Source organism: Bradyrhizobium sp. SPXBL-04, from assembly GCF_051853035.1.
Lineage (GTDB): Bacteria > Pseudomonadota > Alphaproteobacteria > Rhizobiales > Xanthobacteraceae > Bradyrhizobium > Bradyrhizobium zhanjiangense.
The window spans coordinates 351,116-364,933 of sequence record NZ_CP182472.1; the positions used below are offsets into that span (position 1 = coordinate 351,116).

General features: G+C 65.2%; 15 protein-coding genes. 4 read left to right on the forward strand and 11 right to left on the reverse strand.

Annotated elements, in window-relative coordinates; genetic code table 11:
• Positions 1-137 precede the first annotated feature (137 nt).
• Positions 138-656 carry a hypothetical protein gene (locus tag ACNJX8_RS01670; protein ID WP_439359356.1) on the forward strand — a complete coding sequence of 173 codons (519 nt, stop codon included), beginning with the start codon at positions 138-140 and terminating at the stop codon, positions 654-656.
• 38 nt (positions 657-694) lie between these two features.
• Here the strand turns inward: ACNJX8_RS01670 and ACNJX8_RS01675 are convergent, their stop codons facing one another.
• The 8 genes from ACNJX8_RS01675 to ffh all read right to left on the reverse strand — a co-directional run bounded on the left by ACNJX8_RS01675 (position 695) and on the right by ffh (position 6,785).
• Positions 695-904: a hypothetical protein gene (locus ACNJX8_RS01675; protein ID WP_128930627.1), complete on the reverse strand. Its 210-nt coding sequence runs from the start codon at positions 902-904 to the stop codon at positions 695-697.
• Between the two features lie 92 nt (positions 905-996).
• The gene (gene leuC, locus ACNJX8_RS01680; RefSeq protein WP_439359357.1) at positions 997-2,403 is read right to left on the reverse strand and encodes a 3-isopropylmalate dehydratase large subunit; all 1,407 of its coding nucleotides are present in this window, start codon (positions 2,401-2,403) and stop codon (positions 997-999) included.
• 64 nt (positions 2,404-2,467) lie between these two features.
• A complete protein-coding gene (locus tag ACNJX8_RS01685) occupies positions 2,468-2,608 on the reverse strand; it encodes a hypothetical protein (RefSeq protein WP_249759040.1) in 141 nt (46 codons plus the stop codon).
• A gap of 253 nt (positions 2,609-2,861) precedes the next feature.
• Positions 2,862-3,242 (reverse strand): 50S ribosomal protein L19, encoded by a 381-nt coding sequence (gene rplS / locus ACNJX8_RS01690; RefSeq protein WP_091893038.1) that lies wholly within the window; start codon positions 3,240-3,242, stop codon positions 2,862-2,864.
• Between the two features lie 109 nt (positions 3,243-3,351).
• Positions 3,352-4,107, reverse strand: a complete 756-nt coding sequence (gene trmD / locus ACNJX8_RS01695) for a tRNA (guanosine(37)-N1)-methyltransferase TrmD (RefSeq protein ID WP_439359358.1) — start codon at positions 4,105-4,107, stop codon at positions 3,352-3,354.
• A 127-nt stretch (positions 4,108-4,234) separates the two neighbouring features.
• Complete coding sequence (gene rimM / locus ACNJX8_RS01700; RefSeq protein ID WP_439359359.1) at positions 4,235-4,810, reverse strand: ribosome maturation factor RimM; 576 nt, start codon at positions 4,808-4,810, stop codon at positions 4,235-4,237.
• A gap of 9 nt (positions 4,811-4,819) precedes the next feature.
• Complete coding sequence (gene rpsP / locus ACNJX8_RS01705; RefSeq protein WP_035702960.1) at positions 4,820-5,152, reverse strand: 30S ribosomal protein S16; 333 nt, start codon at positions 5,150-5,152, stop codon at positions 4,820-4,822.
• Positions 5,153-5,237: 85 nt separating this feature from the next.
• The gene (gene ffh / locus ACNJX8_RS01710) at positions 5,238-6,785 is read right to left on the reverse strand and encodes a signal recognition particle protein (RefSeq protein WP_128942198.1); all 1,548 of its coding nucleotides are present in this window, start codon (positions 6,783-6,785) and stop codon (positions 5,238-5,240) included.
• A gap of 435 nt (positions 6,786-7,220) precedes the next feature.
• On the opposite strand from ffh, the gene ACNJX8_RS01715 reads away from it, so the two are divergent.
• Positions 7,221-8,285: an MBL fold metallo-hydrolase gene (locus ACNJX8_RS01715; protein WP_439359360.1), complete on the forward strand. Its 1,065-nt coding sequence runs from the start codon at positions 7,221-7,223 to the stop codon at positions 8,283-8,285.
• Between the two features lie 198 nt (positions 8,286-8,483).
• Here ACNJX8_RS01715 and ACNJX8_RS01720 read toward each other — a convergent pair whose 3' ends face one another.
• The gene (locus ACNJX8_RS01720; RefSeq protein ID WP_128937071.1) at positions 8,484-9,194 is read right to left on the reverse strand and encodes an SIMPL domain-containing protein; all 711 of its coding nucleotides are present in this window, start codon (positions 9,192-9,194) and stop codon (positions 8,484-8,486) included.
• Positions 9,195-9,199: 5 nt separating this feature from the next.
• Positions 9,200-9,955 carry a GyrI-like domain-containing protein gene (locus tag ACNJX8_RS01725; RefSeq protein WP_439359361.1) on the reverse strand — a complete coding sequence of 252 codons (756 nt, stop codon included), beginning with the start codon at positions 9,953-9,955 and terminating at the stop codon, positions 9,200-9,202.
• A 215-nt stretch (positions 9,956-10,170) separates the two neighbouring features.
• Between ACNJX8_RS01725 and dapF the strand changes: the two genes are divergently transcribed.
• Together dapF and mtaB are read left to right on the forward strand one after the other, a co-directional pair.
• Positions 10,171-11,046: a diaminopimelate epimerase gene (dapF, locus tag ACNJX8_RS01730; protein WP_128930634.1), complete on the forward strand. Its 876-nt coding sequence runs from the start codon at positions 10,171-10,173 to the stop codon at positions 11,044-11,046.
• Entirely contained in the window at positions 11,046-12,299 is a 1,254-nt protein-coding gene (mtaB, locus tag ACNJX8_RS01735; RefSeq protein ID WP_439359362.1) for a tRNA (N(6)-L-threonylcarbamoyladenosine(37)-C(2))-methylthiotransferase MtaB, read from the forward strand. The genes dapF and mtaB overlap by 1 nt, the downstream gene beginning before the upstream one ends.
• 164 nt (positions 12,300-12,463) lie before the next feature.
• On the opposite strand, the gene ACNJX8_RS01740 is transcribed toward mtaB, so the two are convergent.
• Positions 12,464-13,573 (reverse strand): DUF2336 domain-containing protein, encoded by a 1,110-nt coding sequence (locus ACNJX8_RS01740; protein WP_439359363.1) that lies wholly within the window; start codon positions 13,571-13,573, stop codon positions 12,464-12,466.
• Positions 13,574-13,818: the final 245 nt, after the last annotated feature.

The window sequence follows — 13,818 nt, forward strand, 5'->3', positions numbered from 1 at the left end:
AGCCCAGCGTCGTTCGTTCAGGGGGCGTTCACATCGCTCTCCTCAGTCTAATCTAGGGAGCGACCGCAATTGAACAGCGTTTGGCGCGGCCGAGACTTCGCGTCGCAACTGCGCTGTCCAGATTCAGGGAGGATTCCATGCTGAGGATATTGGATCTTAAGGCAAGCCCGATGCGCTTGCTCGGGATCGCGGCCGCCACGACATTGATGCTGTCGGCCGGCAGCGCGCGTCGCGCCGAAGCACTCACCTTGATCAATCCGGCGACGTCGCCCGCGACAAAGGCTGCGGCCGGCGATCTCGTCACGCAGGTTCGTCACGGCGGACATGGTGGCGGTTTTCACGGCGGAGGTTTCCGCGGTGGCGGACATTTTGGTGGCTTCCATGGCCGCGGCTTCCATGGCGGCGGCTTCCGCGCCGCGCCGGCCTTTCACGGCGGTGGCTATCGTTACGGCGGATTTCGTCACTATGGCGGCTATCATCGCTACGGGATCTATCGCCCCCATTACGGTTATCGTCACTTCCACCGGCGCTATTATTACGGCGGCTATTATCCCTACTACCACTATCCGCGCCGCTGCCGGATCATCTGGACCTATTACGGTCCGCGCCGCGTCTGCCGCTGGCCTCGCTGGCACTATCCGTATCGCTATTGGTGAGCGCGATCGAAATGCAAAGGGCGCCTCAGCGGCGCCCTTTAAAGCCAATCCTTGAGCTTCCACGACGCGGATTTCCACCGCATCAGGTTCTCGAGCTTCCATTGCCTGAACATCGCCGGCGGCCAGCGGCTGAGCTTTGAGGTTTCCTCGACCTCGGGCTTGGCGACGACGCGCAGCGGCGTTGCGCGCCGCCGATGCTGGCGCGTGGCCTCGCTGATCAGATCGACATATTCAGGCTTGTTGGCCATGGGGCGTCCTCGCGAACCGTCGCGAGGACGAGAATGTGGGCGACGCGGATTAACGGCGGTTTGCCGTAATCGCTACAATTGCAGGGAGCGGCTTACCGCCAGTCCCTGACGTCGACGAAGTGACCGGCGATCGCGGCCGCCGCCGCCATTGCCGGCGACACCAGATGCGTGCGGCCCTTGAAACCCTGGCGGCCCTCGAAATTGCGGTTCGAGGTCGAGGCGCAGCGCTCTTCCGGCTTCAGCTTGTCCGGGTTCATGGCAAGGCACATCGAGCAGCCCGGCTCGCGCCATTCGAAGCCGGCCTTGATGAAGATCTTGTCGAGACCCTCAGCTTCCGCCTGCTCCTTCACGATGCCGGAGCCCGGCACCACCATGGCGTTGACGTTCGCCGAAACGGTCTTGCCTTCAGCAATCTTCGCTGCCGCGCGCAAATCCTCGATGCGGCCGTTGGTGCAGGAGCCGATGAAGACGCGGTCGAGCTTGATGTCGGTGATCTTCGTGCCCGCGGTCAGGCCCATGTACTTCAGGGCGCGATGCTTGGAGATGCGCTTGGCCTCGTCCTCGATCTTGTCGGGGTCGGGGACGATGCCGGTCACGGAGATGACGTCCTCGGGGCTGGTGCCCCAGGTCACGATCGGCGGCAGCTTTGCGGCGTCGAGGCGCAGTTCATGGTCGAAATGCGCACCCTCGTCGGAACGCAGTTTCTCCCAGTAGCGCATTGCCGCGTCCCAGGCCGCGCCCTTCGGCGCTTTCGGGCGATCGCGCAGGAAGTCGTAGGCTTTCTGGTCGGGCGCGACGAGACCGGCGCGGGCGCCGCCTTCGATCGACATGTTGCAGACCGTCATGCGGCCTTCCATGCTGAGCGCGCGGATCGCATCGCCCGCATATTCCAGAACGTAGCCGGTGCCGCCGGCGGTGCCGATCTCGCCGATGATAGCCAGGATGATGTCCTTGCCCGTCACGCCCTCAGGCAATTTGCCATCGACGGTGACGCGCATGTTCTTCGCCTTCTTCTGGATCAGCGTCTGCGTCGCCAGCACGTGCTCGACCTCGCTGGTGCCGATGCCGTGAGCGAGCGCGCCGAACGCGCCATGCGTCGAGGTGTGGCTGTCACCGCAGACGATGGTGGTGCCGGGCAGCGTAAAGCCCTGCTCGGGGCCGATGACGTGGACGATGCCCTGGCGCTTGTCGAACTCGTTGTAATATTCGATGCCGAATTCCTTGGCGTTCTCGGCCAGCGCCTTGATCTGCTCGATGCTCTCAGGATCAGGATTCGGCTTGGTGCGGTCGGTGGTCGGCACGTTGTGGTCGACGACGGCGAGCGTCTTCTCGGGCGCGTGCACCTTGCGGCCTGTGGCGCGCAGGCCTTCGAACGCCTGCGGCGAGGTCACCTCGTGCACCAGGTGGCGATCGATATAGAGCAGGCAGGTGCCGTCCTCGGCTTCGTGCACCAGATGGTCGTTCCAGATCTTGTCATACAATGTGGTCGGCTTGGACATGAGCTTAAGCTCCGAAGAATGTGTGTAAGCGGATGTGCGCGCCTGGCGCGCGGGCAACAAATCGTCAGCGCAGCTTTTGAGCTGCGCGCGTAAGCTCTGACGTTGCCGAGGTCGCGAAGCGTCCGAAGAACCGGCCGGGCAGCCGCGAGCGATCGTCGATGACGATGCGCTTGACGGGGGCGAGGCTGGTCAGATCTGGAAACATTCTAGAAGCTATATAGCATGCAGAGGTAAAAGCGCGAGAGCTTCGAATTCGTCATTGCGAGGAGCTCTTGCGACGAAGCAATCCGGAGTCCTCCGCGGAAAGATTCTGGATTGCTTCGCGGAGCCTGTCATCGGGCCGCGCTTTGCGCGGACCCGGTGGCCCACAATGACGAGAACGAGTACAGACAGCCGGGCAAAACAAAAAAACGCGGAGCCGAGCCCCGCGCTTTCTAGAACTTGCCTGGTGGCGGAGCTTACTCGCCGACGGCAGCCTGGCGGTCCTGCTTCTCGACGATGCGGGCCGACTTGCCGCGAAGGTTGCGGAGGTAATAGAGCTTGGCGCGACGCACCTTGCCGCGGCGCACCACCTTGATCGAGTCGATCATCGGGGAGAGCAGCGGGAACACGCGCTCGACGCCCTCGCCATAGGAGATCTTGCGCACGGTGAAGCTCTCGTTGAGGCCACCGCCGGAACGGCCGATGCAGACGCCCTCATAGGCCTGCACGCGGGTGCGGTCGCCTTCGACGACCTTCACGTTGACGATCACGGTGTCGCCGGGGGCGAATTCCGGGATGTCCTTGCTGGCGGACAGCTTGTCGAATTGCTCCTGCTCGAGCTGCTTGATCAGGTTCATGGGTAAATCTCCATCGGCGCGCCCAGCCTTCGAAACGGGGGCTGCGCGAAATTCGTCTATCCAGCCATTGCGGATGTGGCCGCTCCTATAAGGCAAGCCGAAGCGTTTGTCACCCGTTTGTCTTGTTTTTTGGCGTTTTTTGGCGGCCGGCCCGATTCGGGGCCTTGCTCGGGATTTGGGCCCACAAATCGGGCCGCCGGGCCGCCGTCAGGGCCTCGGATTCAGCGCGCCGCCAGCTCGCGACCTTGGCGTGGTCGCCGGAGGTCAGGATCTCCGGGATCGGAGCCCCCTCGAACAGCTGCGGGCGGGTGTATTGGGGGTATTCGAGCAGGCCGTCCGAAAAGCTTTCCTCGGTTCCCGAGGCCTCCTTGCCCATCACCCCCGGCAGCAGCCGGACGCAGGCGTCGATCAGGGCCATGGCTGCGATTTCGCCCCCGGACAGCACGTAATCGCCGATCGAGACCTCCTCCAGGCCGCGCCCGTCGATCACCCGCTGGTCCACGCCCTCGAACCGCCCGCAAACGATCAGGGGGCCGGGGCCCCTGGCCAGCTCCACAACTCGGGCCTGGGTCAATGGCCGACCACGCGGGCTCATCAGCAAGCGCGGCCGCTCCGGGCTGATTTGAGCAGCATCGATGGCCGCTGCCAGGATGTCCGCCCGCAGCACCATGCCCGGCCCGCCGCCGGCCGGGGTGTCGTCCACGCTCCGATGCCGGTCGGTGGCGGAGGCCCGGATGTCCCGCGCCTCGAGTTGCCACAGCCCGGCGGCCAGCGCCCGGCCGGCCAGGCTCACGCCGAGCGGCCCCGGAAACATCTCCGGAAACAGCGTCAGCACCGTCGCGCGCCAGGGTGAGGGGTTGGTCATTGCTTCTCAGTTCTTGTCGTCCCGGGCAAGCGCAGCGAAGCGGAGCGCAGATCCGGGACCCATAGCCACCGCGCTTCGTTTTGCGATGATCGGAGCTACCAGCTTAGCCAAAAACCACGTCTCGTGGTTATGGGTCCCGGCTCCCGTGCGCTTTGCGCACTAGGCCGGGACGACCCGGAGGAGGGACTTCGCCTTCGTCCTCGCCCTCGATCTCCTGCGGCAGCGCGATCACGACACGGCCGCCGGCGATATCGACCTCCGGCACCACCGCGTTGGAGAACGGCAGCAGCAGCGTCGGGCCTTTGGGCGGGGCGATCTCGATGATGTCGCCGGCGCCGAAGTTCTGGATCGCGACGACGCGGCCGAGCGGCTCGCCGTCAGTGGTGACGGCGGCGAGCCCGATCAGGTCGGTGTGGTAATATTCGCCCTCGTCGGTCGCCGGCAGCTTTTCGCGCGGAACGTAGAGCTCGATGCCGTTGAGGCGCTCGGCCTCATCGCGGGTCGTGACGCCCTTGAAGGTCGCGACCAGATGATCTTTGGCCTCGCGCGCCGATGCTACTTCGAACTGGCGCTTGCCGTCCTTGGACAGCAGCGGACCGTAGCGTCTGATGGCAAAGGGATCTTCGGTGAAGGTCCACAATTTGACCGCACCGCGCACCCCATGCGCGGCGCCGATCCGCGCGACGCAGACCAGCGCCGACATGATCCGGCCTTACGCCTTCGCGGCGGCTTCGGCCTGCGCCTTGCGCTCCTTGCGCGGCACGGCCTTCTGCGGGTTGTTGCGCGCTTCGCGCTTCTTGACGCCGGCAGCGTCGAGGAAACGCGCCACGCGGTCCGACGGCTGCGCGCCCTTGGCGACCCAGGCCTTCACCTTCTCCATGTCGAGCTTGAGGCGCGCCTCGTTGTCCTTCGGCAGCAGCGGGTTGAAATAGCCGAGGCGCTCGATGAAGCGGCCATCGCGCGGAAAGCGCGAGTCGGCAACGACGACGTGATAGACGGGACGCTTCTTGGTGCCTGCGCGGGCGAGGCGGATGACGACGGACATTCAGTTCTCCTTCAAAGTACGGTTTGTTCGGTTGATTGATATTCCGCGTTGCGCGGGATGCTTGCGATCCCCCGCGACGAATTCCTCATTTCTTCTTGCCCGGGAAACCGCCGAGGCCCGGCAGCGTCGGCTTGCCGCTCAGTCCGGTCAGACCAGGAAGGTTCGGTAGGCCCTGGCGCAAGCCCGCAGGGAGATCCTTCGGCAGATTGGGCAGGCCCTGTCCGCCGCCGCTCTGCATCTTTTCCTGAAGAGCCTTCATCTCTTCGGGAGACGGCATCTTCATGCCGCCGCCAAAGCCCATCGCCTGTGCGATGCCGGCGAGCGGGCCGCGCTTGCCCGAGCCCATGGCCTTCATCACGTCGGCCATGTTCCGGTGCATCTTCAGGAGCTTGTTGACGTGCTCGACGCTCTGGCCCGAGCCCGCGGCGATGCGCTTCTTGCGGCTTGCTTTCAGCAAGTCGGGATGACGGCGCTCGTCGCGCGTCATGGAATCGATGATCGCGACCTGGCGCTTCAGGATCTTGTCGTCGATCCCAGCGGCCGCGATCTGGTTCTTCATCTTGGAGATGCCGGGCATCATGCCCATCAGCCCGCTGATGCCGCCCATGTTCGACATCTGCAGCAGCTGCTCGCGCATGTCGTTGAGGTCGAACTGACCCTTGCGCATGCGCTCGGCGGTGCGCGCGGCCTTCTCGGCGTCGATGTTGGCGGCGGCGCGTTCGACCAGCGAGACCACGTCGCCCATGCCGAGGATGCGGCCGGCGATACGATCAGGATGGAAATCTTCCAACGCGTCGGTCTTTTCACCGGTGCCGATCAGCTTGATCGGCTTGCCGGTGACAGCGCGCATCGACAGCGCGGCGCCGCCGCGGCCGTCGCCATCGACGCGGGTCAGCACGATGCCGGTGAGGCCGACGCGCTGATCGAACGAGCGCGCGAGATTCACGGCGTCCTGGCCGGTGAGGCTGTCTGCGACCAGCAGCACTTCATGCGGGTTGGCCGCGGCTTTGATCGCGGCTGCCTCCGCCATCATCTCTTCGTCGAGCGTGGTGCGGCCGGCGGTGTCGAGCAGCACGATGTCGTAGCCGCCCAGCTTGCCGGCCTCCAGCGCGCGCTTGGCGATTTGCGGCGGCTGCTGGCCCGTCACGATCGGCAGGGTCGGAATGTCGAGATCGCGGCCGAGCACGGCCAGCTGCTCCATCGCCGCCGGGCGGTAGACGTCGAGCGAGGCCATCAGCACCTTGCGCTTGTCGCGCTGGACCAGGCGGCGGGCGAGCTTTGCGGTGGTGGTGGTCTTACCCGAGCCTTGCAGGCCGACCATCATGATCGGCACCGGCGGCACGGAATTGACGTCGATGGTCTGGCCTTCGGCACCGAGCGTGTTGATCAGCTCGTCATGGACGATCTTGACCACCATCTGGCCGGGCGTGACCGACTTGACGACGGTGGCGCCGATCGCCTGCTCGCGCACGCGCTCGGTGAAGCTGCGCACAACCTCCAAGGCGACGTCGGCCTCCAGCAGCGCGCGACGCACCTCGCGCATCGCGGCATCGACGTCCTTTTCGGTCAGCGCACCGCGCCCCGTCAGACGATCGAGAATTCCGCCAAGCCGTTCCGACAGATTGTCGAACAATGCCGTTGTCCTTTTTTACCTCCCCCGCCTGCGGGGAGAGGTCGCCGCGCACTTGCGCGGCCGGTGAGGGGGTACGGGACCATCTACGCGCATTACACGCGGAGAGAGCCCCTCACCCCGACCCTCTCCCCGCAAGAGCGGGGCGAGGGAGAAGAAAGTCCAAACACCTTTGCGCCCGAGGGCGCACAGCGCTGTCGGGCGTTGACCTCCGGCCTCCAGGGCCAGTCGGCGGGTCGAAAAGAAAGCCTTTCCGAGAAAGTGGCGGGGTTAAACGCCGCTCACGCCCAAAAGTCAAGGAAAGTTAGGGTGTCGGGACGGTCCTGCCAGGGCAAGATCCTGAAAATAGAGCCCTTTCGGCTGCCGGTTCCTTTTCCCAGGGCTTCGCCCATATAGAAGGCGATGACCTTTCTCCGCTACCATCTCTAAAAGCCGGCCGTGCCGATCACCCGCCGTCGCCTGTTCGGACTGCTTGCCGGTGCCGGCGCGCTGGTCGGTGTTCCGTCCCTTTGGATGTCCCGCATGAAAACCTATGACGGTCCCGCCTCCGACCATTTCAACGGCCTGCACTTCTTCGATCCCGACGGTGCACCGCCGAAATCGCTTCGAGAGGTGCTGCGCTGGCAATTCGGCGGCAAGCGGCAACGCGCGAAATGGCCGGATTGGGTCCCCAGTCCACACGCCGACACCCCGCCGGCGCGTGTCGACGGCGACAAGGTGCGGCTCTCTTTCGTCGGCCACGCCAGCTGGCTGATCCAGGCCGGCGGTCTCAACATCCTGGTCGATCCCGTCTGGTCGATGCGGGCCTCGCCGGTCGCCTGGGCCGGGCCGAAGCGGCACAACGATCCCGGCATTTCTTTCGATCATTTGCCGAAGATCGACGTCGTGCTGGTCTCGCACGGGCACTACGATCATCTGGACATTGCGACGCTGTCGCGGCTCGCCAAGAATTTTGCCCCGCGCGTCGTCACCCCGCTCGGCAACGACGTCACGATGCGCAGCTCCGATCCCGCGATCAAGGTGGAAGGGTTCGACTGGCACGACCGCGTCGAGCTCGGTGGCGGCATCGCCGTGCATCTGGTCCCGACCCGGCACTGGACCGCGCGCGGCGTGTTCGATCGCAACAAGGCCCTATGGGCGAGCTTCGTGCTGGAGACGCCGGCCGGCAAGATCTACGTCGTCTGCGATTCCGGCTATGGCGATGGCTGGCATTTTCGACGCGTCGCGGAGAAGCATGGGCCGCTGCGGCTCGCGATCCTCCCCATCGGTGCCTATGAGCCGCGCTGGTTCATGCGCGACCAGCACATGAATCCGGAAGATGCCGTGAAAGCGCTCGCGGATTGTGGCGCGCAGGACGCGCTCGGGCATCATCACGGCACGTTCCAGCTGACGGATGAGGCGATCGATGCGCCGGCGAAGGCGCTGGTCGAAGCGCTGGATGCCGCGAAGATCCCGCAACAGCGGTTCGTGGCGATGATGCCCGGGCAGGTGGTGGAGATTTAACTCTCTCCAAGCATAAAAATCGTCGTCCTGGACAAGCGAGCGGAGCGAGCGCTGATCCAGGACCCATTACCACAGAGAGTGGTTTGACGAAGACGCGTTGTTGCCAGCTCGCGCTGCAACTACGCCCTGGGGTAATGGGTCCTGGCTTTCGCCAGGACGACGGCTGAGATTGTGTTGGCAGCCTGCCTCTTGCGGCGCTTACTGCCCCGGCTTGATCGCCCAGCTCACATTCACCGTCACCGACAGCGTCTCCTCGCCCGGTGCAACGGCGGCGGGTGCGGCCATCGGAGCCGCTGCCATGCGGCCCTTGAACAGTGGCACCGGGCCGCCGCCCTCGGTGACGCTGAGCGGCGCGCCCAGCGTCACGCCAGCAGCCTTGGCGTAGATCTCCGCCTTGCGGCGGGCATCGGCGACCGCCTGCTCGCGCGCATCATCGAGTAGTTTTGAGGCCTGCGTCACCTCGAACGAGATATTTCCGATGTCGTTGGCACCGGCGCTAACCAGCGTGTCGATGATGCCGGCGACCTTGGTCACGTCGCGAATTTTTACGGTGACGCGATTGGAGGCGCGGAAGCCGACCACGGGCGAGGCGCCGGTGGATTTGTTCTGGCCGTATTGCGGCTGCAGCGACAGGCGCGAGGTCTGATAATCCTTCTCGGCGATGCCGGCGCCCTTCAGCGCCAGCAGCACCTTGCCCATCGCCGCGTTGTTGGCGTCGGAAGCTTCCTTCGCCGACTTGGCGTCGTTGGCGACGCCGGCATCGATCTGCGCGAGATCGGGGGCCACGGAAATCCTAGCTTCGCCGCTCACCGAAATGACGGACGGAAAATCGTCGGCGCGCGCGGGGTCCGCCAGCGTGGTGGCGAAGACGGCGGCAAGGGACGTCAAAAGGAGGGCAGGCTTTTTCATCATTCTCACTTCAGCGGCACGAAAACGTTGATCACGAGCTTGTCCTCGGCCGTCTTCAGCGGATCGGTGAGGTACTCCTCGATGAAGGTGTCCTTGGCTTCCAGCCTCTTGTCGTCGAGGTGATTGGTGATCGCCTCATAGGTGTTGTCCATGTTGTCGTAGGAGCCGCGATGGACGAATTTCAACGCCTTGCCCTCCGGCGATTTGCCGATGCTCATATCCTTGGGCAGGTTCTTCGGATCCTGCTCGACCGGGATCTCGGCGAGGAAGGTGAAGCCGGTGTCGTCGGTGGAGGTATAGACGATCATCGAATTGCCTGATGGCTTGATGCCCTGCTTGTCCAGCAGCGCGTTCAGCGCCTTGAAGGCGTCGATCAGCGTGTCGAAGGCCGAATCCCAATTGGCAGTGCCCTTGACCATCACGACCTTCTTGGGCTCGAGCATGGTCTCGAGGCCAAAGGGATCGGCGGTCTGCACCGGGGCGGGCGTGGCGGCTGCCGCGGGCGCCGCCGGGCTGGGTGAGGCGCTGGCTGCGGGCGAGGGCGTCGCAGCGGGTGAGGCGCTGGCCGCCGGCGCGGGCGTTGCCACCGGCGCAGGCGAAGCACTCGCGGCAGGGGATGGTGAAGCCGATGGCGCCGGCGAGGGGCTTGCCGATGCGGCGGGCGCCGGGCTCGGTGTTTGCGCCAGAACTCCGGACAGGCCAAACGACAAGGCCGCTGCCGGGATCAGCGCGGCCAAAGCGAGACGACGAAACCTGATCATTTTATTCTCCCCAAGACCTTGTGTCCCAAGGCCTAAATCCGTCCTGCACCCGGCCGCGCCTCCCGGTCGCGCGAACGGCGCAGTTTCTAACACGCGAGCGCCGAATTCGTCCCATGACAGATGCGTCATGGCCGGCCTGCTCGGCGCTTCGCAGTAAACCGCTGGCCAAGCCGGCAAGGATCGCCATATAAGACGGGCGAAATTCGGGAATTTTCATGAGCGCGCTGGCCAACCACGCATTTGCCAAGATGAACGGCATCGGCAACGAGATCGTCGTTGTCGACATGCGCGATTCCGCAAGCCGCGTGACGCCGGACGACGCGCGGGCGGTGGCCTCCGCCAACGGTGGCGTGGCTTACGACCAGCTCATGGTGCTGCAGAAGCCGCGGCTGGCCGGCACCGAAGCCTTCATCCGCATCTACAACAATGACGGCTCCGAGGCCGGCGCCTGTGGCAACGGCATGCGCTGCGTGGTGCGCCGCATCTTCGAGAAGAGCGGACAGACCACCGCGACATTCGAGACGGCAGCGGGCTTGCTCAATTGCTGGCAGGGCCCCGCGCCCGACCTCTACACCGTCGACATGGGCGCGCCGAAGTTCGGCTGGCAGGACATCCCGCTGGCGGAAGAGTTCCGCGACACCCGCTACATCGAGTTGCAGATCGGGCCGATCGACAATCCGATCCTGCATTCGCCCTCCGTGGTGAGCATGGGCAATCCGCACGCGATCTTCTGGGTCGAGGACGTCAACGCCTATGATCTCGAGCGTTTTGGTCCGCTGCTGGAAAACCATCCGATCTTCCCCGAGCGCGCCAATATCACGCTCGCCCATATCGTCGATCGCGAGCACATCACGATCCGCACCTGGGAGCGTGGCGCCGGTCTTACCAAGGCGTGCGGTTCGGCGGCCTGCGCCACGGCCGTCGCTGCGGCGCGATTGAAGCGAGCCAATCGCAATGTCGAGATCACGCTGCCCGGCGGCAAGCTCGGCATCGAATGGCGCGAGCGCGACGACCATGTGTTGATGACGGGCACCGCGACCTTCGAATATGAAGGCAATTTCGATCCGGCGCTGTTCGCGCCGGTCGGCTGATGGCCGTCGACATCGTCACCTTCGGCTGTCGCCTCAACGCCTTCGAGGCCGAGGTGATCCGCCGCGAGGCGGAGAGCGCAGGCCTCTCCGACACCATCGTCATCAACAGCTGCGCCGTCACCAATGAGGCGGTGGCGCAGGCGCGCCAATCGATCCGCAAATTGAAACGCGAGCGGCCCGGGGCCCGCATCGTCGTCACCGGTTGCGCGGCACAGACGCAAGCCGCGATGTTCGCCGCTATGGCCGAGGTCGATCGCGTCGTCGGCAATGACGACAAGCTGCGCTCGTCCGCATGGCGCGATGCGCGCGATGCATTCGACATCGGCGCCGGCGGGAAGGTCGCCGTCAGCGACATCATGGCGGTGAAGGCGATGGCGCCGCATCTCGTTGACGGCTTTGCAACCGGCCTGCCGCGCGTCTTCGTGCAGGTGCAGAACGGCTGCGACCATCGCTGCACCTTCTGCATCATCCCGTTCGGCCGCGGCAACTCGCGCTCGGTGCCGATGGGCGCGGTGGTCGAACAGGTGCGGGCGCTGGCCCGGCGCGGCCATGCCGAGATCGTGCTGACCGGCGTCGACCTCACCAGCTACGGCGCTGACCTGCCGGGCACGCCCAAGCTCGGCATGCTGACCAAGCAGATCCTGCGGCACGTGCCGGAATTGAAGCGCCTGCGCATCTCCTCGATCGATTCGATCGAGGCAGATGACGATCTGCTGGATGCCATCGCCGACGATGCTCGTCTGATGCCGCATCTGCACCTGTCGCTGCAATCCGGTGACGACATGATTTTGAAGCGGATGAAGCGGCGGCATTCGCGACAGGATGCGATCGCGTTCTGCGACCAGGTGCGTCGCCTGCGCCCGGACGTCATTTTCGGCGCCGACATCATCGCGGGCTTCCCGACCGAGACCGAGGAGATGTTCTCGCGCTCGCTCGATCTCGTCGAGGAATGCGACCTCACCTTCTTGCACGTCTTCCCCTACTCGCCACGCCCCGGCACGCCGGCCGCGCGGATGCCGCAGGTTGCGGGCAGCGCGATCAAGGAGCGCGCGCGGCGGCTGCGTGCAGTTGGCGAGGCGGCGTTGCGGCAGCGGCTGCAAGCCGAGATCGGCGCGACGCGCGAGGTGCTGATCGAGAGCGAAGGGCAGGGACGCACGGAACACTATCTGCCGGTGGCGATTGCGGGCGAACGGGTGGGAAGTGTGGTGTCGCTCAGGATTGTTGGCAGTGATGGCGAGCGGCTGACCATATAGTCCGCTGCTTTCTTCCTTCTCCCCTTGCGGGAGAAGGTGGCGCGAAGCGCCGGATGAGGGGTTGCTTCAGCGCACTCGCATTGAGAGAGTCATGCGCGGAGAGAGACCCCTCACCCGCCTCGCTTCGCGAGGCACCCTCTCCCGCAAGGGGAGAGGGGAAGAGTCTACAACGCCCGCACCTGCCAGAACCGCAGGGTCCGCCGCGCGTTCTCCGGCGTCAGTCTCGCAAAATGGCCCTGCGCCCGCGCGAGATCTGCTGGCTTCATCGCGCCCGTCGCGTAACGGCTTTCGAGCACGGCGGCGGTGGTGTCCCAGCTGAGCTGCGCGGCCTTGCACGGCACCAGGAGGCCGTCGTCGCGCAGGCTCTGCATCAGCGGGCGAATCACCTCGACGGTTGATTCAGACAGCGCTGCAAGCGCCGCCACGGTCTCCTCGTAGCGCCGCTGTGTGGCGAAGCCGAGCAGCGTCGCTTCGTTGAGCCGGCCGTGCGCTTTGAGATTTGCGATGGCCCGCTTGGCGCCTTCGAAATCGCGAACGCCAGACATCTCGCGCTCGACGCCGACGGTGACGGCGGCAATCGCGCTCTGGATTTCCTCGAACAGATGCGGTGGCGCGCGTGACAACAATCGGGTCCGAACTGCATCGCTCGCCGAGCGCAGCAATTGGCGGCGCAGCTCCGACGGCAAATCGACGCGGACGCCGACGCTGATTGCGAGTTCCGGATCGCTTTCGGCCTGTCCGACGATGATGGCAAATCCGCTGCCGGAGACACGCGCGCCGGGATTGGCCGCGAGCCGCCGGCTGACGCTGGGATAGCGCCGCGCCAGCAGCGCGTCGGTGACGATCTCCTTCAGCCACCAGCGGCCGGCGACAGCGAGCAGATGCGGCTCGCCCTTGCTGGAGGCGATCTTCATCAGCTCGCCATCATCGAGGCGGGCGGATTCCTGGAGCACGGGTCCGGCGATACGGATCTCGTCATTGTTGGCGAGGCGGCGGATCACGGACGGCGGCGCCTGGGCGATCGGCGCGAGCTGCGCGCTGATCTCGGCGAGCGCAACGCGGGCGCCGATATCGGCGATGGCGCGCAGCTCGATGGTGCCGATCAGGCGCTCGAGCACGTCGCCGAACAGCGCGATCTGCTCGTCGTCAAAACTGCCGGCAGAAGCCAGGAACAGGTCGGTGACGCGCCGGGCCGTCTCCAGCCCTTTTTCCGGCGAGCCCATCCGTATCGCGGATTCGACCTCGTCGACGATCGATAGCTCGGCCTTGGACATCACGCGCTGCTCGTCCTGAGCGGTTACGAAAAGCCTGTTCTAAGCAACCGCTATCATTAGAGCCGAGCGCTGAACGTTTCGTAAACCATGGCCTGAGGGCGACTAGCTTTAGCGAGATGCCGCCGCAGCGTCAGTGCGCTCCCTCCCCCGCTTGCGGGGGAGGGCTGGGGAGAGGATATCTCCACAGAGGGACTCCCCAAGAGGAGAGAACCCTCACTCGGCGCCACGCGCCGACCTCCCGCAAG